Origin of the sequence: Burkholderia vietnamiensis LMG 10929, from assembly GCF_000959445.1 — a bacterium.
GTDB lineage: Bacteria > Pseudomonadota > Gammaproteobacteria > Burkholderiales > Burkholderiaceae > Burkholderia > Burkholderia vietnamiensis.
This window is the reverse complement of the sequence record NZ_CP009631.1, coordinates 1,710,029-1,732,212: the sequence shown is the minus strand read 5'-3', so window position 1 is coordinate 1,732,212 and position 22,184 is coordinate 1,710,029. Positions and strand designations below refer to the sequence as shown.

Sequence of the window (22,184 nt, the reverse complement as noted above, 5' to 3'; positions counted from 1 at the left end):
TGTGACGGCCGCGCGGCGCGTGGCGACCGGCGCCGCCGGCCGCGAACGGCGCACCGGCATTCAGGCCCGAATGCGTTCCATTATAGACAGGCTATCGGCAGCGCCGCGCGATTCCACAGGGTGGCGCAGGCGCATGGGGACGTGCCTGCCGGCGTCACGGGCATCAGGGGCGTCAAGCGCCCGACGACAGCTTAAGGCCCACCAGCCCGAGCACGATCAGCGCCGCGCTCGCCACGCGCGCCACCGTCAGCGCCTCGCCCAGCATCACGATGCCGAACGCGAACGCCCCGACCGCGCCGATGCCCGTCCACACCGCATACGCGGTGCCGAGCGGCAGCTGGCGCATCGCGATCGCGAGCAGCGCGAAGCTCGCCAGCGCCGTCACGATCGTAAACACCGACGGTCCGAGCTTCGTGAAGCCCTCGGACGATTTCATGCCGGCCGCCCACGCCACTTCGAGCAAACCGGCAATCAACAGCAATGCCCACGCCATCTCGACGTACTCCGGATCGGATGGGGTCGTCCCCGTTGCAGCGAATGGCCCGGGGCCGTCCCCGGGCGGCGCCGAGTATAGCAACGGCGGCGCGGACTGCCCGAGCGGCGGGAACCGGTCGGGACCGAGCTGGGCCAGGTGTAGCCGATGAACGCCGGCGGCCACACCACAGCCCAGTTCGCCGCAGCGGCCGAGCGCTCAGTTCGAGACGCGCGCCGCGCCGGCGTCGCCGACGCAGCGGTCGTCGCGGTACAGCGCCCATTCGTCGCACACGCGCCCGTCCTTGAACACGCACATCCCGACCTGCCCGCGCGGTAGCGTGCGCACCACGTGCCGGCCGCCGAGCTTCTCGCAATTGACGGTCGCGGGGTTCGCGAGCACCGGCTGCGCCGCCGCCTGCCCGGGCGGCAGCGGCTGCGCGAACGCGCTGGGCCCGACGAGCGCCAGCGCACAGATGACGACCAGACGGACGGACATGGCACCCTCCTCGGTTTCGTTCATGCAGCGCTCAGCATAACGGGGAATCGGGCCGTGTGTGCGGCACCGCTCGCTGCGTCACGCATCACGCACCGCGCATCACGCGACGCCGACGAGCCGGTAGCCGACCCCCGTCTCGGTCACGATGTGCTCGGGCTGGGCGGGATCGCGTTCGAGCTTCTGGCGCAGGTGCGCCATGTAGATGCGCAGATAGTGATGGCTTTCGACGTGCGACGGCCCCCACACGTCGCGCAGCAACTGGCGGTGCGTGAGCACGCGCCCCGCATGCCGCACCAGCGTCGCGAGCAGCCGGTATTCGAGCGGCGTCAGATGCACGATCTCGCCGTCGCGCCACACCTGGCGCAGCGCGAGATCGACGCTCACGCCGCCGAAGGCGACCTTCGGCGATTCGCTCGCGCCGCCCTGGTTGCGCCGACGCAGTTGCGCACGGATGCGCGCGCGCAGCTCCGATACGCCGAACGGTTTGGTCAGGTAGTCGTCGGCGCCGGCGTCGAGCGCGGCGACCTTTTCGTCTTCCTGCGTGCGCGCGGACAGGACGATCACCGGAACCTCCGACCAGCCGCGCAGCTCGCGGATCACGTCGAGGCCGTCGGTGTCGGGCAGCCCGAGGTCGACGATCACGAGATCGGGCTTGCGCGTCGCCGCGTCGATCAGCCCCTGCTTGCCCGTCTCCGCGTCGAATACGGCGATGCCGTCCTCTTCGAGCGCGGCGCGCACGAAGCGGCGGATCTGTTTCTCGTCCTCGATCAGGACGACGGTCAGGCTCGGTTCAGTCATGGTCAGGCAAGGGCTCGGAGGGGAACGATGCGCCGGGCGCGTCGATGTCGTCGTCGATGTCGTCATCGGGTGGGGCCGGCACCGCCGGCGGCGTGTCGACCGGCAGCGTGAACCAGAAGCGCGCGCCCGTCACGCGTCCGTCGGGCGCGGTGCGGTTGAGCGCGCCGATTTTACCGCCGTGCGCTTCGACGATCGCGCGGCAGATCGCGAGGCCGAGCCCGATGCCCGGCGTCGCCGATTCCTTCTCGCCGCGCGTGAACTTGTCGAAGATGCGCGTCTCCATCCCGTGCGGCAGACCGGGGCCGTGATCGTCGACGTACACGCGCACGAACGGCTGGCCGTCGTCGCTCACGCGCTCGGCGCCGATCTCGATCGGCGCGTCGGCCGGCGTGTATTTCGCGGCGTTCTCGAACAGGTTCGTGAACAGCCGCTCCATCAGCACCGCATCCATCTGCAGCAGCGGCAGGTCGGCCGGCAGCGACACACGCGCGGGATGCCGCGCGAGCACGCGCTTGCACGCGGCGAGCGCCGCGCCGACGGTTTCCTCGAGCAGCGACCACTGACGCTTGATCTGCAGGCTGCCAGCCTGCAGCCGCGCCATGTCGAGCAGGTTCGTGACGATGCCCGTCATCCGCAGCGCCTCGTCGTGGATCGCGTCAACGAGCTCGCGTTCGCGCTGCGCCAAGCGCTGGGCAGCGGCGGCGTCGAGGGGTGCGGGTGGCGCTGGTGTCGTCGGTGTCGTCGGTGTCGTCGGTGTCGTCGGTGTCGTCGGTGCCGCTGGTGCCGCTGGTGCCGCTGGTGCCGCTGATGACACCGGCGAAGCGGATGACTCCGGCGAAGCAGGCGATGCAAGCGACGCAGATGCCCCCTCCGCCGCCGCGCGCCCGTTCGCGAGCATCGACGAGAAACCGACGATGGTGGTGAGCGGCGTGCGCAGGTCGTGCGAAATCGCCGACAACAGCGAGTTCCTCAGCCGCTCGGACTCCATGTTGACGAGCGCATCGCGCGCGATCTCGACGTAATGCACGCGTTCGAGCGCGAGCGCGATCTGCGCGGCGAACGCATCGAGCATCCGCTGCTGCTCGGGCACCTCCAGCTCGTGCGGCTCGCGCGACACGACCGCCAGCACGCCGCGCGTGCGCATCGGCGCCTTCAGCGGCAAATACAGCGCGGCCGTCGCGGGCAGCGTGTCGGTGCCGCGGCCGGCCGGCTTCTGCTGGTCGTACACCCATTGCCCGACGTCGCTGTCGAGCTCGGCGCCCGTCAGCGTGACGGCGGCGTCCGGGTCCTCGATCTTCTGGCGCACCTGGTCGGCGCTGTCGGGCAGCAGAAACGCGACGCGCGCGCGAAACACCTCGCTCACGTGACGGCTGCCGATCTCGACGATCTGCTCGGTCGTCAGCGCGGCGCCCAGCTCGCGCGCCATCGCGTAGATCGCGCCGGTGCGACGCTCGCGGCGCTGCGCGACGCTCGCCTGGCGCGTGAGCGTCGACGTCAGATGGCTGATCACGAGCGACGTGAGCAGCATGCCGAAGAAGGTCAGCAGGTATTGCGTGTCGCTCACCGAGAACGACATGCGCGGCGGCACGAAGAAGAAGTCGAACGCGGCGACCGACAGGAACGACTGCAGCACGCCCGGCCCGCGCCCGAGCCGCACGGCCGAGAACACGACGCCGAGCAGGTACAGCATCACGAGGTTGGTCAGGTCGAGCCGCCCCGACACGACGCTCGCCAAGCCGGTGATCGCCGCGCAGATCGCGGCCGCGTACAGGTAGTGGCGCGGCGGCGAGCGCCGCGTGCCGAACTGCGCGAACGCGTCGCGCCAGTCGCGCGCGCGCGCGTCGAGCGGCGCCGCGCGCACCTCGTCGCTCGCCGACGCGCGTATCAGCATCAGATCGACGTCGCCCGCGCGCTCGGCGAGCTGCTCGCCGAACGGCCGCGCGAAGCGCCGCACGACGCCGACCTTCGGCGAACCGCCCGCGACGATCTTCGACACGTTGCGCACCTTCGCATAGCCGATCAGCGCGGCGACCGCGTCGTCGCCCGCGAGCGTGGCCGTCTCCGCGCCGAGCTCGGCCGCGAGCTTCAGCGCATCGAGCGTGCGCTGCCGGCGCGCGTCGGGCAGCCGCTGCAGCCGCGGCGTCTCGACGTACACGGCGATCCAGTCGGCCTTCAGGCTCGCGGCGAGCCGCGCGGCGGCGCGCACCAGCGTCGGCGCCTCCGGCCCCGGCCCGATGCACACGAGCAGCCGCTCGCGCGCCTGCCAGATGCGCTGGATCGAGCGATCGGCACGGTACTCGCGCATCTGCGCGTCGACGCGGTCGGCCGTGCGCCGCAGCGCGAGCTCGCGCAGCGCGATCAGGTTGCCCTTGCGGAAGAAGTTGCGCACCGCACGCTCGGCCTGCTGCGCGAGATACACCTTGCCGTCGCGCATCCGCTCGAGCAGTTCCTCTGCGGGCAGGTCCACCAGCGTGACCTCGTCGGCCGCGTCGAACACACGGTCGGGCACCGTCTCCCACACGCGAATGCCGGTGATCGCGCCCACCACGTCGTTCAGGCTCTCGAGATGCTGGACGTTGACGGTCGTGTAGACGTCGATGCCCGCATCGAGCAGCTCGTGGACGTCCTGCCAGCGCTTCAGATGGCGCGCGCCCTGCACGTTCGAATGCGCGAGCTCGTCGACGAGAATCAGCTGCGGCGCACGCGCGAGCGCCCCGTCGAGATCGAATTCGGCGAGCGTGCGGCCGCGATACTCGATATGGGCGAGCGGCAGCACGTCGAGCCCATCGAGCAGCGCGGCGGTTTCGCTGCGGCCGTGCGTCTCGACGATGCCGACGACGACGTCGACGCCGTCCTGCTTGCGCTGACGCGCGGCCTGCAGCATCGCGTAGGTCTTGCCGACGCCGGCAGACGCGCCGAAGAAGACCTTGAGCTGGCCGCGCCGCTGCTTTGCCGCATCTCGCTGCAGCTTGTCGAGGAGTTGGTCGGGATCGGGACGGTTCATCCGGGAGGAAGGCGAAGCGCCGGACTGCGCGCGAGTACCGGCATTGTTGTTCCAAATCGCCGCAAAAGGCAAAGACGGCGCACGCGCCGTCGTTCAGGGCGAGACCGGCTTGCGGCTTGGCGGCTCACGGCGCGCGCGGCTTGCGGCCTGTGGCGGGCGGCTTGCGATTGACGTAGCTTCCGACTCACCTCGCCGCAAGCCACGCCCAGCGCGCCCGCCCGGCTCAATGCCCGCCCTGCGCCGCGTCGAGCGCGAGGTTCAGCTTCAGCACGTTCACGCGCGGCTCGCCGAGCACGCCGAACTGGCGGCCCGTCGTGTTCGCGGCGACGAGCTGCGCGACCGCGTCGGCCGTCAGCTTGCGCGCCTTGGCGACGCGCTCGATCTGGTACGCGGCCGCGGCCGGCGTGATGTCCGGGTCCAGACCGCTCGCGGACGCCGTCACGAGGTCGACCGGGACCGGCTTCGACAAATCGGTGCCCGCGTCGCGCAGCGCGGCGATGCGCGCCTTCACCTGCTCGGCGAGCGACGGATTGAGCGGCCCGAGGTTCGAGCCGCCGGAGCCGGCCGCGTTGTACGGCATCGGCGCGGTGGCCGACAAGCGGCCCCAGAAGTAGCGCGGCGCATCGAACGGCTGGCCGATCAGCGCGGAGCCGACGGCCCGGCCGTCGCGCTCGATCAGGCTGCCGTCGGCCTGCGCCGGAAACACGGCCTGACCGAACGCGGTCATCACGGCCGGATAGGCCATGCCCGTCACGACGGTCAGCACGGCAAAGATCACGACCAGCGGGCGAATCAACGTTTTCATGAGGGTTCCTTCGAATCCGGTGCGCTCAGGCCCAGCCGAGCGCGGCGAGCGTCATGTCGATCAGCTTGATGAACGGGAACGGCAGCAGCACGCCGCCCAGCCCGTACACCAGCAGGTTGCGGCGCAGCAGCGTCGCGGCGCCGAGCGGCCGGTAGGCGACGCCCTTCAGCGCGAGCGGGATCAGCGCGACGATGATCAGCGCATTGAAGATCACCGCCGACAGGATCGCCGACGCCGGCGACGTCAAATGCATGATGTCCAGCACGCGCAGCTGCGGGTAGGTGGTGACGAACGCGGCCGGGATGATCGCGAAGTACTTCGCGATGTCGTTCGCGATCGAGAAGGTCGTCAGCGAGCCGCGCGTCATCAGCATCTGCTTGCCGATCTCGACGATCTCGATCAGCTTGGTCGGGTTCGAGTCGAGGTCGACCATGTTGCCGGCCTCCTTCGCCGCCTGCGTGCCGGTGTTCATCGCGACCGCCACGTCGGCCTGCGCGAGCGCCGGCGCGTCGTTGGTGCCGTCGCCGGTCATCGCGACGAGGCGCCCGGCCGCCTGGTGTTCGCGGATCGTCGCGAGCTTGGTTTCCGGAGTGGCTTCCGCGAGGAAATCGTCGACGCCCGCCTCCGCCGCGATCGCCGCGGCCGTCAGCCGGTTGTCGCCGGTCACCATCACCGTCTTGATGCCCATCTTGCGCAGCTCCGCGAAGCGCTCCTTGATGCCGCCCTTCACGATGTCCTTCAGCTCGATCACGCCGAGCACGCGCGCGGCGCCGTCGTGCAGCTCCGCGACCACGAGCGGCGTGCTGCCGCGGCGCGCGACCTCGTCGACCGCGCGGCGCACGTCGTCCGGAAAGCGGCTGCCGTGCAGCTCGACGTAGCGGCGGATCGCATCGGCGGCGCCCTTGCGGATTTCGCGGCCGGGCAGATCGACGCCGCTCATCCGCGTCTGCGCGGAGAAGCCGAGGAACGTCGCCTGCAGCTGCGCGAGGTCGCGCTGGCGGATGTTGAAGCGCTCCTTGGCCAGCACCACGATGCTGCGGCCTTCCGGCGTTTCGTCGGCGAGCGACGACAGCTGCGCGGCGTCGGCCAGCGCTTCCTCGGTCACGCCCGGCGCCGGCACGAACGCCGACGCCTGACGGTTGCCGAGCGTGATCGTGCCGGTCTTGTCGAGCAGCAGCACGTCGACGTCGCCGGCCGCTTCCACCGCGCGGCCCGACGTCGCGATCACGTTCGCCTGCATCATCCGGCTCATGCCCGCGACGCCGATCGCGGACAGCAGCCCGCCGATCGTGGTCGGAATCAGGCACACCAGCAGCGCGACGAGCACCGTGATCGTCACCACGTGGCCGGACTTCATCGCCTCGACCGAGAACATCGAGAACGGCAGCAGCGTCGCGGTCGCGAGCAGCATCACGATCGTCAATGCGACCAGCAGGATCGTCAGCGCGACCTCGTTCGGCGTCTTCTTGCGCTTCGCGCCCTCGACCATCGCGATCATCCGGTCGAGGAACGCCTCGCCGGGGTTCGCGGTGACCTTCACGACGATCCAGTCGGACAGCACGCGCGTGCCGCCCGTCACCGACGAGAAGTCGCCGCCGGACTCGCGGATCACCGGCGCGGACTCGCCGGTGATCGCCGATTCGTCGACCGACGCGACGCCGTCCACCACTTCGCCGTCGGCCGGAATCACGTCGCCGGTCTCGACCAGCACGACGTCGCCCTTGCGCAGGTCCGACGCCGTCGTGATGCGGATCGGCGACTTCGGATGCGGCTCGTTGAGCTTCTTGGCCATCACGTCCTTCTTCGCGCTGCGCAGCGACGCGGCCTGCGCCTTCGAGCGCCCCTCCGCGAGCGCTTCGGCGAAGTTCGCGAACAGCACCGTGAACCACAGCCACAGCGCGATCGCGAGGATGAAGCCCGCGGGCGCCTCGGCCTGGCCGGCGAGCGCCGCGATCCACAGGATGGTCGTCAGGATGCTGCCGACGTACACGCAGAACATCACCGGATTGCGCAGCTGCGTGCGCGGCGTGAGCTTCTTGAACGAATCCACGATCGCCGGGCGCAGCAGCGCCGGATCGAACATGGACCGTGTTGCGGAATGTTGAGTCATGGCGATCTCTTCAATCTCTTCAGTCTTGTCAACGTGTCGCGATGCGCGCGCGTCACGCGCCCAGCCACATCATCAGGTGCTCGACGCCCGGCCCGAGCGCGAGCGCCGGCACGTAGGTCAGCGCGCCCACCAGCAGCACGGTGCCGAGCAGCAGCACGACGAACAGCGGCCCATGCGTGGGCAGCGTGCCGCTCGTCGCGGCGATGCGCTTCTTCGCGGCGAGCGAGCCGGCGATCGCCAGCACCGGCACGATCGTGCCGAAGCGGCCGAACCACATCGCGATGGCGGTCGTCCAGTTGTAGAACGGCGTGCCGACCGTCAGGCCCGCGAACGCGCTGCCGTTGTTGTTCGCCGCCGAGCTGAACGCGTACAGGATCTCCGAGAAGCCGTGCGGGCCGGGGTTCGCGATGCCGGCCCGACCGGCGTCGGCGAGCACCGCGATCGACGTGCCGACCAGCACGAGCAGCGGCGTGAGCAGCACGACGATCGACACCATCTTCATCTCGTACGACTCGATCTTCTTGCCGACGTATTCGGGCGTGCGGCCGATCATCAGGCCCGCGACGAACACCGCCAGCAGCGCGAACACGAGCATCCCGTAAAGGCCGGAGCCGACGCCGCCGTAGATCACCTCGCCGAGCTGCATCAGCAGCATCGGCACGAGGCCGCCGAGCGGCGTCAGCGAATCGTGCATCGTGTCGACTGCGCCGCACGACGCGGCGGTGGTCGCGACCGTGAAGATGCCCGTCTGCGCGATGCCGAAGCGCGTCTCCTTGCCTTCCATGTTGCCGCCCGGCTGCAGCGCGCTCGCCTGCTGGTCGACGTGCAGCGCCGCGAGCGTCGGATTGCCGGCCTGCTCGGCGCTCACCTCGACGCCGAGCGCGATCGCGAACGCGACCGTCATCGCCGCGAGCACCGCGATACCCTGCCGGCGATCGCCGATCATGTGGCCGAACACCAGCGCCAGCGCGGCCGGGATGATCAGGATCGAGAAGATCTGCACGAAGTTCGCGAACGGCGTCGGGTTCTCGTACGGATGCGCGGAGTTCGCGTTGAAGAAGCCGCCGCCGTTGGTGCCGAGCATCTTGATCGCTTCCTGCGACGCGACCGGTCCCATCGCGAGCGTCTGCTTGACAAGCGGAGTCGGCACCGTGACCGGATTGCCGTGGTCGTCCTTCACCGCGTTGCCCTGCGCGTCGAGCTTCGGCGCCGCATAGGTGCTCGCCTGCAGCACCGGCACGTCCTGGTACGCCTTCATGTTCTGGATCACGCCCTGGCTCATCAGCAGCGCGGCGACCAGCGCGGCCATCGGCACGAGCACGTACAGCGTCACGCGCGTGAGGTCGACCCAGAAGTTGCCGATCGTCTGCGCCGTATGGCGCGCGAAGCCGCGGATCAGCGCGATCACGACGACGATCCCGGTCGCGGCCGACAGGAAGTTCTGCACGGTCATGCCGAGCATCTGCGTCAGATAGCTGACGGTCTGCTCGGGCGTGTAGTCCTGCCAGTTGGTGTTGGTGACGAAGCTGACCGCGGTGTTGAACGCGCCGTCGGCCGTCATCGCGCCGAACTGCTGCGGATTGCCGGGCAGGACGCCCTGCAGCCGCAGCAGCCCGTACAGGAACAGCGCGCCGAGCGCGTTGAACGCGATCGTCGCGAGCGCGTACTGCTTCCAGTTCATCTCGGTGCCCGCATCGACGCCGGCGATGCGGTACAGCGCGCGCTCGAGCGGCCCGAACACGCGCACCACGCGCGAGCTGCCGTCCATCACGCCCGTCAGGTAACGCGCGACCGGCACCGCGGCCGCGAGCAGCACGACGATGAACAGCGCGATCTGAAACACGTCGTTCGCGTTCATTCGATGTCCTCCGCGCGCAGCAGCGCGAACACGAGATACGCGAACAGCAGGGCCGTCGAGGCGCCCGCGAGCCAAAGCATCCAGGTCATGCGCGTCCCCCGCGGCCGGATTGCGCGAGCTTCTCGCAACCGGCAAGCAAGCCGAGGATCAGCGCGGTGAACAGCACCAGTGCGCCGATGAAAACCCCATCCATTTTTGTGTTCTCCGTCGTCGTAATCGGACGACTAGAACCTTATGGGAACGTGCGTAAAGGACGGGTCAAAGGTGATCGGGGCGGTATAAAAAACGCGTAAACGCGGCGCGCGGCGAGCGGCCGGCGCAGCAGCGGCGAGATGGCCGGCGCGCGGGAGCGAGGGAATCGAAGAGGCGCCGGCGGCCGCACGTTCGGCCGCCGCCGGCGTCGCCACGCTGCGTGCCGGCGCAGCGCCGGCACGCAGGCGCGGCGTCACGGCACGAGGACGGTCGAGCCGGTGGTCTTGCGCGACTCGAGGTCGGCGTGCGCGCGGCCGACTTCCGCGAGCGGATAGCGCTGGTTGATGCTGGTCTTCACCTTGCCCGACAGGATCACGTCGAACAGCTCGGCGGCCGCGGCTTCGAGATCGGCGCGCTTCGCGATGTACGAGAACAGCGTCGGGCGCGTGAAGAACAGCGAGCCGCGCGACGAGAATTCCTTCGAGTCGATCGGCGGCAGCGGCCCCGACGCATTGCCGAAGCTGACGAAGTAGCCGAGCGGCGCGAGGCAGTCGAGCGAGCCGATGTAGGTGTCCTTGCCGATCGAGTCGTAGACCACCGGCACGCCCGCGCCATTGGTGATCTCCTTCACGCGCTGCGTGAAGTTCTCGCGCGTGTAGACGATCGGATGATCGCAGCCGTGCGCGCTCGCCAGCGCGGCCTTCTCGTCGGAGCCGACCGTGCCGATCACGGTCGCGCCGAGCGCCTTCGCCCACTGGCACACGAGCAGCCCGACCCCGCCGGCCGCCGCATGGATCAGGATGGTGTCGCCGGCCTTCACCGGATAGGTGCGGCGCAGCAGGTAGTGGGCGGTGAGCCCCTGGAGCATCACCGACGCCGCGTCGTCGTAGCCGAGCGCGTCGGGCAGCTTCACGAGCCGCTCGGCCGGCATCACGCGCTCCTGCGCATACGCGCCGGGCGGCTGGCCGACGTAGGCGACGCGGTCGCCGGCCTTGAGCGCGCTCACGCCCTCGCCGACGGCCGTCACTTCGCCGGCCGCCTCCATGCCGAGGCCGCCGGGCAGCGGTTGCGGATAGAGGCCCGTGCGGAAATACACGTCGATGTAGTTGAGGCCGACCGCGTGCTGCCGGATGCGGACCTCGCCCGCCTTCGGCTCGCCGACTTCGACATCGACCCACTTCATCACCTCCGGGCCGCCCGGCTGGTCGTATCGGATTGCTTTCGGCATCGTTTCGCTCCTCGTTGGTGAATGCTTGAAGGGAAGGTTCGCGCGCCGCCGCGCGGGCCGGCGACGGCCGGTGCAGGCACGCGCCGGCGGCCGTCGCGCAGTCCGACGCCCGACGCCTGACGCCTGACGCCTGACGCCCGATTCTCGCGCGTCGCCGCGCGCAGCGCACGGCCCTGCCGCGAGCAGGGGCAAGCGGGCCTAGCAGACGTCCTGCATGTTGCGCGCCAGATCGTCGAGCAGCATCCGCGCGGTGGCGACGTTGGTCGCGACCGGCACGTCGTGCACGTCGCACGCGCGCACCAGCGCGGTGATATCGGGATCGTGCGGCTGCGCGGTCATCGGGTCGCGCAGGAACACGACGACGTCGACGCGGCCGTCGGCCAGCTCGGCGCCGATCTGGAGATCGCCGCCGAGCGGCCCCGACAGCTTGCGCTCGACCTCGAGCCCGTGCGCGGCCGCGATGCGCCCGCCGGTCGTGCCCGTCGCGACCAGCCGGCATTGCGCGAGCGTGTCGCGGTACTGGCCCGCGAGCGCGACGATCTCGTCCTTCTTCGCGTCGTGCGCGATCAATGCGATGCGGGGTTTGCTCATCTGCGATTCCTTCTTGGTACGGTTGTCGTCGTGGGGGAAGCGGCGCGGCGGCTCAGAACGTGCCCGGATAGGCGCCGCCGTCGAGCAGCCAGTTCTGGCCCGTGATGTAGCCGGCATGCACGCTGCACAGGAACGCGCATGCCGCGCCGAATTCGGCGCGCGTGCCGAGCCGCCCGGCCGGGATGTCCCGCGTGCGGCGCGCGCGCAGCTCGTCGACCGTCACGCCCTGCGCGTTCGCCGCCGCGGCAAGCGTGGTCGCGATCCGGTCGGTGTCGAACAGCCCCGGCAGCAGGTTGTTGATCGTCACGCCCTGCCCGACCACCTTGCGCGCGAGGCCCGCGACGAAGCCGGTCAGCCCCGAGCGCGCGCCGTTGGACAGCGCGAGCACGTCGATCGGCGCCTTCACGGCCGAGCTGGTGATGTTGACGATGCGGCCGAAGCCGCGCGCGATCATCCCGTCGACGGTCGCGCGGATCAGTTCGATCGGCGTCAGCATGTTCGACTCGAGCGCGCGGATCCAGTCGTCGTGCGAGAAGTCGCGGAAGTCGCCGGGCGGCGGGCCGCCGGCATTGTTCACGAGAATGTCCGGCTGCGGGCACGCGGCGAGCGCGGCCGCGCGGCCGTCGGGCGTCGTGATGTCGCACGCGACCGTGGCGACCGACACGTTCGACGCCGCGCGGATCTCGTCCGCGGTTCGCTCGAGCGTGTCGCGCGTGCGCGCGACGATCACGAGGTTCACGCCTTCGGCGGCCAGCGCTTCCGCGCAGCCGCGCCCGAGGCCCTTGCTCGCCGCGCAGACGAGCGCGGTCTTTCCTGCGATGCCGAGATCCATCGTCGATTCCTTCATGGCGACGCACGCCGCGGTAGGCCGGCCCGCGGCGCCGGACCGGCGAACGGTCGCGAACGGGCGGGCGCCGGCCGGTGCGGCGCGCGGATTGTCGTGAGACGTCGATAATATCCGGATCGGCTGGCCCGCCTTGGTAAAATTGCGGCCATCGGCGACGGCCGGCCCGGCGCCGGCTTCGCCCCCCATTCCCTTTTGCCGTCAAGGCACCCCGTCATGAAACAGGACAGCCGTTTCCCGAATCTCTTCATCCTCGATCACCCGCTGATCCAGCACAAGCTGACCCACATGCGCGACAAGGACACGTCGACGCGCACGTTCCGCGAGCTGCTGCGCGAGATCACGCTGCTGATGGGCTACGAGATCACCCGCAACCTGCCGATCACGACCAGGCGCGTCGCCACGCCGCTCGTCGAGGTCGACGCGCCGGTGATCGCGGGCAAGAAGCTCGCGATCGTGCCGGTGCTGCGGGCCGGCATCGGGATGTCGGACGGCCTGCTCGACCTCGTGCCGTCGGCGCGCGTCGGCCACATCGGCGTGTACCGCGCCGACGACCACCGCCCGGTCGAATACCTGGTGCGCCTGCCCGACCTGGAAGACCGCGTGTTCATCCTGTGCGACCCGATGGTCGCGACCGGCTATTCGGCCGTGCATGCGGTGGACGTGCTCAAGCGCCGCAACGTGCCGGCCGCGAACATCGTTTTCGTCGCGCTGGTCGCCGCGCCCGAGGGCGTGCAGGTGTTCCAGGACGCCCATCCGGACGTGAAGCTGTACGTCGCGTCGCTCGATTCGCACCTGAACGAGCACGCGTACATCGTGCCGGGCCTCGGCGACGCGGGCGACCGCCTGTTCGGCACCAAGAACTGACCCGCATTGCCGCACGGGGCCGCACGGCCCCGCGCCGGCCGTTCGGCCAAGCGCGGCGGCCCCGAAGCGACGGTCTGCGCGTGATAAAATCCCGTTCCACTCGACACGCGCGGCCCCGCGGCATCACGCCCGCCGATACGGCCGCCGATTCAACGACACATTGGCACAATCGCCCGCGCCACGCGCCCGGGCACGGAGAAAGGTATGGCTGGTCATTCGAAATGGGCCAACATCAAGCATAAGAAGGCAGCGGCCGACGCGAAGCGCGGCAAGATCTGGACCCGCCTGATCAAGGAAATCCAGGTCGCGGCGCGCCTCGGCGGCGGCGACGCGAGCTCGAACCCGCGGCTGCGTCTCGCGGTCGACAAGGCGGCCGACGCGAACATGCCGAAGGACAACGTCAAGCGCGCGATCGACCGCGGCGTCGGCGGCGCGGACGGCGCGAACTACGAAGAAATCCGTTACGAAGGCTACGGCATCAACGGCGCGGCGATCATCGTCGACACGCTGACCGACAACCGCACGCGCACGGTCGCCGAAGTCCGCCACGCGTTCTCGAAGTTCGGCGGCAACATGGGCACCGACGGCTCGGTCGCGTTCATGTTCGATCACGTGGGCCAGTTCCTGTTCGCGCCCGGCACGTCGGAAGATGCGCTGATGGAAGCGGCGCTCGAGGCCGGCGCGGACGACGTCAGCACCAACGACGACGGCTCGATCGAAGTGCTGTGCGACTGGCAGGCGTTCTCGGCGGTGAAGGATGCGCTCGAAGCCGCCGGCTTCAAGGCCGAACTCGCCGAAGTGACGATGAAGCCGCAGAACGAAGTCGAATTCACCGGCGACGATGCGGCGAAGATGCAGAAGCTCCTGGACGCGCTCGAGAACCTCGACGACGTGCAGGAGGTGTATACGAACGCCGTCATCGTCGAGGAATGAGATGCCGGCCGCCGTGCGCCTCGTGGCGACGGCGGCCCGACCGATTTCGCGGCCGGCGCGCCTGAGCGTGCCGGCCGCCCTGTTTTCTAGTCTGCGGGGAATCCCATGAAACTACTCGTCGTCGGTTCCGGCGGCCGCGAACATGCGCTGGCGTGGAAGCTCGCGCAATCGCCGCGCGTCCAGATGGTCTACGTCGCGCCCGGCAATGGCGGCACGGCGCAGGACGAGCGTCTGAAGAACGTCGACATCACGTCGCTCGACGCACTGGCCGATTTCGCGGAAAGCGAAGGCGTCGCGTTCACGCTGGTGGGGCCGGAAGCGCCGCTCGCGGCCGGCATCGTCAACCTGTTCCGCGCGCGCGGCCTGAAGGTGTTCGGCCCGACCCGCGAAGCCGCGCAGCTCGAAAGCTCGAAGGATTTCGCGAAGGCGTTCATGAAGCGCCACGGCATTCCGACCGCCGACTACGAAACCTTCTCCGATGCAGCCGCCGCGCACGCGTACCTCGACGCCAAGGGCGCGCCGATCGTCGTGAAGGCCGACGGCCTCGCGGCCGGCAAGGGCGTGGTCGTCGCGATGACGCTGGAAGAGGCGCACGCGGCAGTCGACATGATGCTGTCGGGCAACAAGCTCGGCGATGCGGGCGCGCGCGTCGTGATCGAGGAATTCCTCGACGGCGAGGAAGCGAGCTTCATCGTGATGGTCGACGGCAAGCATGCGCTCGCGCTCGCGTCCAGCCAGGACCACAAGCGCCTGCTCGACGAGGACCGCGGCCCGAACACGGGCGGCATGGGCGCGTATTCGCCCGCGCCGATCGTCACGCCGCAAATGCATGCGCGCGTGATGCGCGAGATCATCATGCCGACGGTGCGCGGCATGGAGAAGGACGGCATCCGCTTCACGGGCTTCCTGTATGCGGGCCTGATGATCGACAAGGACGGCAATCCGCGCACGCTCGAATTCAACTGCCGGATGGGCGACCCCGAGACGCAGCCGATCATGGCGCGCCTGAAGAGCGATTTCTCGAAGGTCGTCGAACAGGCGATCGCGGGCACGCTCGACACGGTCGAGCTCGACTGGGATCGCCGCACCGCGCTCGGCGTGGTGCTCGCCGCGCACGGCTATCCGGACGCGCCGCGCAAGGGCGACCGCATCAACGGCATCCCGGCCGAAACCGAGCAGGCGGTGACGTTCCATGCGGGCACGACGCTCGACGGCGACAAGCTCGTCACGTCCGGCGGCCGCGTGCTGTGCGTGGTCGGCCTCGCCGATTCGGTGCGCGAAGCGCAGCAGCATGCGTACGACGCGATCAACCAGATCAATTTCGAAGGCATGCAGTACCGCCGCGACATCGGCTTTCGCGCGCTGAACCGCAAGAGCACGTGATGCCGCCACCGCCGCGCCGCGCGAGCAGCCGGCGGCCCCTGCTGCCGGGTTCGCTAGAATGGCCGGCAGACGTCCTTTTTTGCGACTCCCGCCTGCGGCGGGAGCGCCCAGTCCAGACATGACCGATTCGACCTACGACGTAGCGCGCGTGCGCACGTATCTCCAGGGCCTGCAGACACGCATCGCCGACGCGCTCGGCGCGCTCGACGGCACGCCGCTCGCGACCGACGCGTGGCAGCGCGGCCCTGAAGAGCGGCTGCGCGGCGGCGGCTGCACGCGGATTCTCGAAGGCGGCCGCGTGTTCGAGCGCGCGGGCATCGGTTTTTCCGACGTCGCGGGCGATGCGCTGCCGCCGTCGGCGAGCGCCGCGCGCCCGCAGCTGGCCGGCCGCGGCTTCGAGGCGCTCGGCGTGTCGCTGGTGCTGCACCCGCGCAACCCGTACTGCCCGACCGTCCACATGAACGTGCGCATGCTGATCGCGACGAAGCCCGGCGAAGCGCCGGTCTTCTGGTTCGGCGGCGGCATGGATCTGACACCGGTTTATCCGTTCGAGGACGACGCGCGGCATTTCCACCAGACCTGCAAGGCCGCGCTCGACCCGTTCGGCGCCGAGCTCTACCCGCGCTTCAAGACCTGGTGCGACGAGTACTTCTTCCTGAAGCACCGCAACGAGACGCGCGGCATCGGCGGGATCTTCTTCGACGATTTCTCGGAACCCGGTTTCGAACGCTCGTTTGAGATGATGCAAAGCGTCGGCGACGCGTTCCTGAACGCGTATCTGCCGATCGTCGAGCGCCGCGCGGCGCTGCCGTACGGCGAGCACGAGCGCGAGTTCCAGGCGTACCGGCGCGGCCGCTACGTCGAATTCAACCTGGTGTTCGACCGCGGCACGCTGTTCGGGCTGCAAAGCGGCGGCCGGACCGAGTCGATCCTGATGTCGATGCCGCCGGTGGCCACCTGGCGCTACGACTGGCAACCGGCGCCCGGCTCGGCGGAAGCGCGTCTCGCGGAATTCCTCGTGCCGCGCGACTGGGTCTGACCGGCCGCCTCAACGACAGGACACGTTTTTCTGGACACCTCCGCCCGCCCCGCCCCGCAGCTGCCGTCGCACCCGCCGTCACAACGTATCGGCCTGCTCGGCGGCACGTTCGATCCGATCCACGATGGCCATCTCGCACTCGCGCGCCGGTTCGCCGACGTGCTGCAGCTGACCGAGCTCGTGCTGCTGCCAGCCGGCCAACCGTATCAGAAGCGCGACGTGTCGGCCGCCGAGCATCGGCTCGCGATGACCCGCGCCGCGGCCGGCTCGCTGGCGCTGCCGGGCGTCGCGGTCACCGTCGCGACCGACGAGATCGAGCACGCCGGGCCGACCTACACGGTCGAGACGCTCGCGCGCTGGCGCGAGCGCATCGGCCCCGATGCATCGCTGTCGCTGCTGATCGGCGCCGACCAACTCGTGCGCCTCGACACCTGGCGCGACTGGCGCAAGCTGTTCGACTACGCGCACGTGTGCGCGTCGACGCGCCCCGGCTTCGACCTCGGCGCGGCGTCGGCCGACGTCGCACGCGAAATCGCGCGGCGTCGGGCCGATGCCGAGCAGCTGAAGGCGACGCCATCCGGGCGTCTGCTGATCGATACGACGCTCGCGTTCGATATCGCCGCAACCGACATCCGTGCGCACCTGCGCGAATGCATCGCGCGTCATGCGCAAATGCCCGACGCGTCGGCCGAGCATGTGCCGGCCGCCGTCTGGGCCTATATTCTTCAACATCGTCTCTACCATTCCTGATTCCATGGATATCCGCAAACTGCAGCGCGTGATCGTCGACGCTCTCGAAGACATCAAGGCGCAAGACATCAAGGTGTTCAACACCAGCCATCTGACCGAACTGTTCGACCGCGTGATCGTCGCGTCGGGCACGTCGAACCGCCAGACCAAGGCGCTCGCCTCGAGCGTGCGCGACAAGGTCAAGGAAGCCGGCGGCGAGATCGTCAGCTCCGAGGGCGAGGACACCGGCGAATGGGTGCTGGTCGATTGCGGCGACGCGGTCGTCCACATCCTGCAGCCCGCGCTGCGCCAGTACTACAACCTCGAGGAAATCTGGGGCGACAAGCCGGTGCGGATGAAGCTCGGCGGCGACAAGGGCCAGAGCGGCTTCGCGACCGCGAGCGAAGGCGACGACGAGGAAGAGGAAGCGCCCGCCCGTCCGGCGCGCAAGACGGCGGCCCGCCGCCGCTGAGTCGCAGTCGGTCGTTTCGATGAAGCTTTACATCCTCGCTGTCGGCCACAAGATGCCCGGCTGGATCGCGTCCGGCTTCGACGAGTACACGAAGCGGATGCCGCCGGAGTTGCGCATCGAGCTGCGCGAGATCAAGCCCGAACTGCGTTCGGGCGGCCGCAGCGCGGAAAGCGTGATGGCGGCCGAGCGGCAGAAGATCGAGGCCGCGCTGCCGAAGGGCGCGCGCATCGTCGCGCTCGACGAGCGCGGCCGCGACTGGACCACGATGCAGCTCGCGCAGGCGCTGCCCGGCTGGCAGCAGGACGGCCGTGACGTCGCGTTCGTGATCGGCGGCGCCGACGGGCTCGATCCGGAACTGAAGGCGCGCGCCGATCTGCTGCTGCGCATCTCCAGCATGACGCTGCCGCACGGGATGGTGCGCGTGCTGCTTGCCGAACAGCTTTACCGCGCGTGGAGCATCACGCAGAATCACCCCTACCACCGCGCATGACGCGTCGTCCTCGGGACGCGCGCCGCGCGCGTTCACCGAGATAACGACACCATGCCGTCCAGCACGTCCCCCGCAGTTTTCCCGATCCTTTACCTCGCATCCCAAAGCCCGCGCCGCCAGGAGCTGCTGCAGCAGATCGGCGTGCGCTTCGAATTGCTGCTGCCGCGCCCCGACGAAGACGCCGAGGCGCTCGAAGCCGAACTCGCCGGTGAAGCGGCCGACGCGTACGTGCAGCGCGTGACGGTCGCGAAGGCCGAGGCCGCGCGTGCGCGGCTCGTCGCGAGCGGCAAGCCGGCCGCGCCCGTGCTCGTCGCCGACACCACGGTGACGATCGACGGCGCGATCCTCGGCAAGCCGGCCGATGCCGACGACGCGCTCGCGATGCTGACGCGTCTCGCCGGCCGCGAACACGAAGTGCTGACGGCCGTCGCGGTGATCGGCGCCGACGGCGCGCTGCTGCCGCCGGCGCTGTCGCGCTCGTCGGTGCGCTTCGCGGCCGCGCCGCGCGACGCGTTCGAGCGCTACGTCGAAACCGGCGAACCGTTCGGCAAGGCGGGCGCATATGCGATCCAGGGCCGTGCGGCCGAATTCGTCGAGCGAATCGCCGGTTCCCATTCGGGTATCATGGGTCTGCCCCTTTTTGAGACAGCCGCGTTGCTCCGTGCCGCGCGCGTCGCCTTCTGAATCCCACCATGAACGAAGAAATCCTGATCAACCTCACGCCGCAGGAAACGCGGGTCGCACTCGTGCAGCAAGGCGCGGTGCAGGAGCTTCACGTCGAGCGCACGCTGTCGCGCGGGCGGGTCGGCAACATCTATCTCGGCAAGGTCGTGCGCGTGCTGCCCGGCATGCAGTCGGCGTTCATCGACATCGGCCTGGAACGCGCGGCGTTCCTGCACGTCGCGGACATCTGGCATCCGCGGCTCGCGGGCGAGCCGCAGTCGGGCGCGCCGCACCAGCCGATCGAGAAGATCGTGTTCGAAGGTCAGACGCTGATGGTCCAGGTGATCAAGGACCCGATCGGCACGAAGGGCGCGCGCCTGTCGACGCAGGTGAGCATCGCGGGCCGCACGCTCGTCTACCTGCCGCAGGAGCCGCACATCGGCATCTCGCAGAAGATCGAGAGCGAGGCCGAGCGCGAGGCCGTGCGTGCGCGGCTGACCGCCGTGGTTCCGCCGGACGAGAAAGGCGGCTACATCGTGCGCACGATCGCCGAGGATGCGAGCTCCGAGGAGCTCGCCGGCGACGTCGCGTATCTGCGCAAGACCTGGGCGACGATCGTCGCGCAGGCGCAGCGGCTGCCGGCGACGAGCCTGCTGTACCAGGATCTCGATCTCGCGCAGCGCGTGCTGCGCGATTTCGCGAACGACCAGACGACGCGCATCCAGGTCGATTCGCGCGAGACGTACCAGCGCCTCGCGGAATTCGCGGCCGAGTTCACGCCGGCGGTGAGCCCGAAGCTGCATCACTACACCGGCGAGCGGCCGCTGTTCGACCTGTACAACATCGAGACGGAGATCCAGCGCGCGCTGTCGCGCCGCGTCGACCTGAAGTCGGGCGGTTATCTGATGATCGACCAGACCGAGGCGATGACGACGATCGACGTGAACACCGGCGGCTACGTCGGCGCGCGCAACTTCGACGACACGATCTTCAAGACCAACCTCGAGGCGGCGCACACGATCGCGCGCCAGCTGCGGCTGCGCAACCTCGGCGGGATCATCATCATCGACTTCATCGACATGGAGAACGCCGAGCATCGCGACGCGGTGCTCTCCGAGCTGAAGAAGGCGCTGTCGCGCGACCGCACGCGCGTGACGGTGAACGGCTTCTCGCAGCTGGGGCTCGTCGAGATGACGCGCAAGCGCACGCGCGAATCGCTCGCGCACGTGCTGTGCGAGCCTTGCCCGACCTGTCAGGGCAAGGGGCAGGTCAAGACCGCGCGCACCGTGTGCTACGACGTGCTGCGCGAAATCCTGCGCGAGTCGCGCCAGTTCAACCCGCGCGAATTCCGCGTGATCGCCGCGCAGCAGGTGATCGACCTGTTCCTCGACGAGGAGTCGCAGCATCTCGCGATGCTGATCGACTTCATCGGCAAGCCGGTGTCGCTGCAGGTCGAGTCGAATCTGAGTCAGGAGCAGTACGACATCGTGCTGATGTAGCGCTGGTGGCGCGCCCGTCTCGTCCGGGACGGGCGCGCGTCGACCTCAACGTCGATCGTCGGCGTTGTAACTCCAGATCACGCGCCCCCAGCTGGTCGACTCGATGTCTGGAAACTTCTCTCCGGCGCTGAAATAGCGCCGCCCCTGCTCGCTCCCGAGCGCCGGGCTGATCCACCAGCCGCTCCGCGGCACGACTTCGCCCGGCCTGCCTTTCAGCCTCGTGCGTGAAACGAGCGAAGCCGGTTCTGCGTCGGCGCGCGGGGCAACCGGGCACCATTCGATCCGGTCCTTTCTCGCGATCGTGCTCCGTTCGATCGTACGGCGCGCCTCCGGCGTGTCGTCGAACTTCGTTTGGTCCAGCACCGATCCGTCGGGTGCGCTCCAGAACGTGCCGCCGTGAAAATCCACGCCTTCCAGGTTCGCCCCTCGGAAATCGACGCCGCTCAGGTCGCAGTTCTCGAACGACGTTCGGACCAGACGCGCGTCGTCGAGCCGTGTCGCAGAAAAATTGCATTCGACGAATCGGGCGCCCGAGAAATTGGAGCCGCGGGCGTCGCTCGATCCGAATTTGACACCATGGGAACCAAAGATCACCGCTACTTCATGGACAAGTGTTTGACTCTTGGAACCGAAAATCCGGAACAGGCAATCAACAATGCCGACAGCATCGCAGGATATGTAATCTACAATGCATAAATATCTTACCCCGCTACTTCTCGCCCTATCCAATTCCTCATTTGCATGCACCGCAAGCGAGAATTTCGATATTTATTTTCCCGCGAACAGCTCGACGGTTCCGAATGCAGAGATCGTTCGCCTGACGAATTGGATAATCGATCAGCAGATCACTTACGCCAATCACACCACTGACGAAGCAACACTCGTCAGCGGCCACGCTGAAGAAGCCGAGCACCAGGCATCGAAACTTGCTCGGTCTCGCCTGGAAGCAGGGCGAACGTTGCTCGAGCAACTGGGCTTCCTGCGTGGCACCGTCAAAACGAGTGCGCGAGTCTATTCGCACGGCGATGTGGACAACGGGCGGCGCGTAGAAATCTCGTTTGAACCCGATTGCCCGAACAAATGCTGCACCGGCAAGTAGCATCGCCCGATCGGAGCGCCGGAGCACGACAGGAGCGCCCGATCAGTCCCGATGGGGCCCGCCCGATGACGATCCGCAATCGACGAACAGCGGCCGCCCCGAAATATTGAGGTTTGTTTAGGTAAACCGACGATGCTCCTTTGGCGGCGCGGACGGCAGCGCTAACCTTCCCGTATCATCTCGCATCACGGCAGCACGCCTCAAATCGTTCCGCACCCGCCGGTGCGCTGCGCTTTTCCACCCCGCATTCACTCAGCACCTACACCATGAGCAAAAGCCACAACCGCCGCCAACGCAAGAAGCTCCACATCGGCGAATTCCAGGAGCTCGCGTTCAACGCGACCGCGCAATACCGCACCGAGCTGTCCGACCTCGAGCGCGGCCAGCTGATCGATGCCTTCATCGACTTCGTCGAAGCGAACGGCCTGCTGACCGTCGCATCCGCCGACGAAGGCATCGGCGCATACGTGATCTCCGGCGCGCCGCGCGGCACGACCACCGACGCCGACCGCGAGACCGTGCGCGCATGGCTCGCCGCCCGCGCCGAGCTGACCGACGTGCAGGTCAGCGAATTCAGCGACGCGTGGTACCCGGACGCCTGACGTTCCAG

At 68.8% G+C, this 22,184-nt stretch carries 23 protein-coding genes; 11 read left to right on the top strand and 12 right to left on the bottom strand.

Annotated features, from left to right (window positions below; translation table 11 throughout):
* Nucleotides 1-172: 172 nt before the first annotated feature.
* The 11 genes from sugE to AK36_RS17830 all read right to left on the bottom strand — a co-directional run bounded on the left by sugE (nucleotide 173) and on the right by AK36_RS17830 (nucleotide 12,388).
* The gene (gene sugE, locus AK36_RS17885; RefSeq protein WP_045578917.1) at nucleotides 173-493 is read right to left on the bottom strand and encodes a quaternary ammonium compound efflux SMR transporter SugE; all 321 of its coding nucleotides are present in this window, start codon (nucleotides 491-493) and stop codon (nucleotides 173-175) included.
* 198 nt (nucleotides 494-691) lie between these two features.
* Nucleotides 692-970 (bottom strand): putative hemolysin, encoded by a 279-nt coding sequence (locus AK36_RS17880; RefSeq protein WP_045579438.1) that lies wholly within the window; start codon nucleotides 968-970, stop codon nucleotides 692-694.
* Nucleotides 971-1,069: 99 nt separating this feature from the next.
* Nucleotides 1,070-1,768 carry a two-component system response regulator KdpE gene (gene kdpE, locus AK36_RS17875; protein ID WP_011885566.1) on the bottom strand — a complete coding sequence of 233 codons (699 nt, stop codon included), beginning with the start codon at nucleotides 1,766-1,768 and terminating at the stop codon, nucleotides 1,070-1,072.
* Complete coding sequence (locus tag AK36_RS17870; protein ID WP_045578916.1) at nucleotides 1,761-4,772, bottom strand: DUF4118 domain-containing protein; 3,012 nt, start codon at nucleotides 4,770-4,772, stop codon at nucleotides 1,761-1,763. The genes kdpE and AK36_RS17870 overlap by 8 nt, the downstream gene beginning before the upstream one ends.
* A 223-nt stretch (nucleotides 4,773-4,995) precedes the next feature.
* Nucleotides 4,996-5,577, bottom strand: a complete 582-nt coding sequence (kdpC, locus tag AK36_RS17865; protein WP_014723380.1) for a potassium-transporting ATPase subunit KdpC — start codon at nucleotides 5,575-5,577, stop codon at nucleotides 4,996-4,998.
* Nucleotides 5,578-5,602: 25 nt separating this feature from the next.
* Entirely contained in the window at nucleotides 5,603-7,687 is a 2,085-nt protein-coding gene (kdpB, locus tag AK36_RS17860) for a potassium-transporting ATPase subunit KdpB (protein ID WP_041493868.1), read from the bottom strand.
* Between the two features lie 52 nt (nucleotides 7,688-7,739).
* Nucleotides 7,740-9,545, bottom strand: a complete 1,806-nt coding sequence (gene kdpA, locus AK36_RS17855) for a potassium-transporting ATPase subunit KdpA (RefSeq protein ID WP_011885570.1) — start codon at nucleotides 9,543-9,545, stop codon at nucleotides 7,740-7,742.
* Nucleotides 9,542-9,634 (bottom strand): K(+)-transporting ATPase subunit F, encoded by a 93-nt coding sequence (gene kdpF / locus AK36_RS17850; RefSeq protein ID WP_006752209.1) that lies wholly within the window; start codon nucleotides 9,632-9,634, stop codon nucleotides 9,542-9,544. Before kdpF ends, kdpA begins: the two co-directional genes overlap by 4 nt.
* 356 nt (nucleotides 9,635-9,990) lie before the next feature.
* On the bottom strand, nucleotides 9,991-10,965 hold the full coding sequence (locus AK36_RS17840) for a quinone oxidoreductase family protein (RefSeq protein ID WP_045578915.1): 975 nt from the start codon (nucleotides 10,963-10,965) through the stop codon (nucleotides 9,991-9,993).
* Nucleotides 10,966-11,163: 198 nt separating this feature from the next.
* On the bottom strand, nucleotides 11,164-11,556 hold the full coding sequence (locus AK36_RS17835; RefSeq protein ID WP_014723386.1) for a methylglyoxal synthase: 393 nt from the start codon (nucleotides 11,554-11,556) through the stop codon (nucleotides 11,164-11,166).
* Between the two features lie 52 nt (nucleotides 11,557-11,608).
* Nucleotides 11,609-12,388 (bottom strand): SDR family oxidoreductase, encoded by a 780-nt coding sequence (locus AK36_RS17830; protein WP_011885573.1) that lies wholly within the window; start codon nucleotides 12,386-12,388, stop codon nucleotides 11,609-11,611.
* A 228-nt stretch (nucleotides 12,389-12,616) separates the two neighbouring features.
* On the opposite strand from AK36_RS17830, the gene upp reads away from it, so the two are divergent.
* From upp to rng, 9 genes are all read left to right on the top strand, one after another.
* Nucleotides 12,617-13,267, top strand: coding sequence for a uracil phosphoribosyltransferase (gene upp / locus AK36_RS17825; RefSeq protein WP_011885574.1), 651 nt, complete (start codon nucleotides 12,617-12,619; stop codon nucleotides 13,265-13,267).
* A 204-nt stretch (nucleotides 13,268-13,471) separates the two neighbouring features.
* Nucleotides 13,472-14,200, top strand: a complete 729-nt coding sequence (locus AK36_RS17820) for a YebC/PmpR family DNA-binding transcriptional regulator (protein WP_011885575.1) — start codon at nucleotides 13,472-13,474, stop codon at nucleotides 14,198-14,200.
* A gap of 105 nt (nucleotides 14,201-14,305) precedes the next feature.
* Nucleotides 14,306-15,583 (top strand): phosphoribosylamine--glycine ligase, encoded by a 1,278-nt coding sequence (purD, locus tag AK36_RS17815; RefSeq protein WP_011885576.1) that lies wholly within the window; start codon nucleotides 14,306-14,308, stop codon nucleotides 15,581-15,583.
* A gap of 118 nt (nucleotides 15,584-15,701) precedes the next feature.
* Entirely contained in the window at nucleotides 15,702-16,622 is a 921-nt protein-coding gene (gene hemF / locus AK36_RS17810; RefSeq protein WP_014723389.1) for an oxygen-dependent coproporphyrinogen oxidase, read from the top strand.
* Nucleotides 16,623-16,652: 30 nt separating this feature from the next.
* Entirely contained in the window at nucleotides 16,653-17,372 is a 720-nt protein-coding gene (locus AK36_RS17805; RefSeq protein WP_080938685.1) for a nicotinate-nucleotide adenylyltransferase, read from the top strand.
* Nucleotides 17,373-17,376: 4 nt separating this feature from the next.
* Nucleotides 17,377-17,823: a ribosome silencing factor gene (gene rsfS, locus AK36_RS17800; protein WP_011885579.1), complete on the top strand. Its 447-nt coding sequence runs from the start codon at nucleotides 17,377-17,379 to the stop codon at nucleotides 17,821-17,823.
* 19 nt (nucleotides 17,824-17,842) lie between these two features.
* Nucleotides 17,843-18,313, top strand: coding sequence for a 23S rRNA (pseudouridine(1915)-N(3))-methyltransferase RlmH (gene rlmH / locus AK36_RS17795; RefSeq protein ID WP_011885580.1), 471 nt, complete (start codon nucleotides 17,843-17,845; stop codon nucleotides 18,311-18,313).
* A 51-nt stretch (nucleotides 18,314-18,364) separates the two neighbouring features.
* Nucleotides 18,365-18,997 carry a Maf family protein gene (locus tag AK36_RS17790; RefSeq protein ID WP_045578914.1) on the top strand — a complete coding sequence of 211 codons (633 nt, stop codon included), beginning with the start codon at nucleotides 18,365-18,367 and terminating at the stop codon, nucleotides 18,995-18,997.
* Nucleotides 18,998-19,005: 8 nt separating this feature from the next.
* Nucleotides 19,006-20,475, top strand: coding sequence for a ribonuclease G (rng, locus tag AK36_RS17785; protein WP_011885582.1), 1,470 nt, complete (start codon nucleotides 19,006-19,008; stop codon nucleotides 20,473-20,475).
* Between the two features lie 45 nt (nucleotides 20,476-20,520).
* On the opposite strand, the gene AK36_RS17780 is transcribed toward rng, so the two are convergent.
* Complete coding sequence (locus AK36_RS17780) at nucleotides 20,521-21,069, bottom strand: pentapeptide repeat-containing protein (protein ID WP_045578913.1); 549 nt, start codon at nucleotides 21,067-21,069, stop codon at nucleotides 20,521-20,523.
* 94 nt (nucleotides 21,070-21,163) lie between these two features.
* On the opposite strand from AK36_RS17780, the gene AK36_RS31305 reads away from it, so the two are divergent.
* Nucleotides 21,164-21,574 (top strand): hypothetical protein, encoded by a 411-nt coding sequence (locus AK36_RS31305; protein WP_011885586.1) that lies wholly within the window; start codon nucleotides 21,164-21,166, stop codon nucleotides 21,572-21,574.
* A gap of 266 nt (nucleotides 21,575-21,840) precedes the next feature.
* Nucleotides 21,841-22,176 carry a YggL 50S ribosome-binding family protein gene (locus AK36_RS17775; protein ID WP_011885587.1) on the top strand — a complete coding sequence of 112 codons (336 nt, stop codon included), beginning with the start codon at nucleotides 21,841-21,843 and terminating at the stop codon, nucleotides 22,174-22,176.
* Nucleotides 22,177-22,184 lie beyond the last annotated feature (8 nt).

Excerpts from the sequence above, each read along its gene's own strand:
- sugE (WP_045578917.1), bottom strand. The coding sequence starts at position 493 with ATGGCGTGGGCATTGCTGTTGATTGCCGGTTTGCTCGAAGTGGCGTGG.
- AK36_RS17880 (WP_045579438.1), bottom strand. The coding sequence starts at position 970 with ATGTCCGTCCGTCTGGTCGTCATCTGTGCGCTGGCGCTCGTCGGGCCC.
- kdpE (WP_011885566.1), bottom strand. The coding sequence starts at position 1,768 with ATGACTGAACCGAGCCTGACCGTCGTCCTGATCGAGGACGAGAAACAG.
- AK36_RS17870 (WP_045578916.1), bottom strand. The coding sequence starts at position 4,772 with ATGAACCGTCCCGATCCCGACCAACTCCTCGACAAGCTGCAGCGAGAT.
- kdpC (WP_014723380.1), bottom strand. The coding sequence starts at position 5,577 with ATGAAAACGTTGATTCGCCCGCTGGTCGTGATCTTTGCCGTGCTGACC.
- kdpB (WP_041493868.1), bottom strand. The coding sequence starts at position 7,687 with ATGACTCAACATTCCGCAACACGGTCCATGTTCGATCCGGCGCTGCTG.
- kdpA (WP_011885570.1), bottom strand. The coding sequence starts at position 9,545 with ATGAACGCGAACGACGTGTTTCAGATCGCGCTGTTCATCGTCGTGCTG.
- kdpF (WP_006752209.1), bottom strand. The coding sequence starts at position 9,634 with ATGACCTGGATGCTTTGGCTCGCGGGCGCCTCGACGGCCCTGCTGTTC.
- AK36_RS17840 (WP_045578915.1), bottom strand. The coding sequence starts at position 10,965 with ATGCCGAAAGCAATCCGATACGACCAGCCGGGCGGCCCGGAGGTGATG.
- AK36_RS17835 (WP_014723386.1), bottom strand. The coding sequence starts at position 11,556 with ATGAGCAAACCCCGCATCGCATTGATCGCGCACGACGCGAAGAAGGAC.
- AK36_RS17830 (WP_011885573.1), bottom strand. The coding sequence starts at position 12,388 with ATGGATCTCGGCATCGCAGGAAAGACCGCGCTCGTCTGCGCGGCGAGC.
- upp (WP_011885574.1), top strand. The coding sequence starts at position 12,617 with ATGAAACAGGACAGCCGTTTCCCGAATCTCTTCATCCTCGATCACCCG.
- AK36_RS17820 (WP_011885575.1), top strand. The coding sequence starts at position 13,472 with ATGGCTGGTCATTCGAAATGGGCCAACATCAAGCATAAGAAGGCAGCG.
- purD (WP_011885576.1), top strand. The coding sequence starts at position 14,306 with ATGAAACTACTCGTCGTCGGTTCCGGCGGCCGCGAACATGCGCTGGCG.
- hemF (WP_014723389.1), top strand. The coding sequence starts at position 15,702 with ATGACCGATTCGACCTACGACGTAGCGCGCGTGCGCACGTATCTCCAG.
- rsfS (WP_011885579.1), top strand. The coding sequence starts at position 17,377 with ATGGATATCCGCAAACTGCAGCGCGTGATCGTCGACGCTCTCGAAGAC.
- rlmH (WP_011885580.1), top strand. The coding sequence starts at position 17,843 with ATGAAGCTTTACATCCTCGCTGTCGGCCACAAGATGCCCGGCTGGATC.
- AK36_RS17790 (WP_045578914.1), top strand. The coding sequence starts at position 18,365 with ATGCCGTCCAGCACGTCCCCCGCAGTTTTCCCGATCCTTTACCTCGCA.
- rng (WP_011885582.1), top strand. The coding sequence starts at position 19,006 with ATGAACGAAGAAATCCTGATCAACCTCACGCCGCAGGAAACGCGGGTC.
- AK36_RS31305 (WP_011885586.1), top strand. The coding sequence starts at position 21,164 with ATGCATAAATATCTTACCCCGCTACTTCTCGCCCTATCCAATTCCTCA.
- AK36_RS17775 (WP_011885587.1), top strand. The coding sequence starts at position 21,841 with ATGAGCAAAAGCCACAACCGCCGCCAACGCAAGAAGCTCCACATCGGC.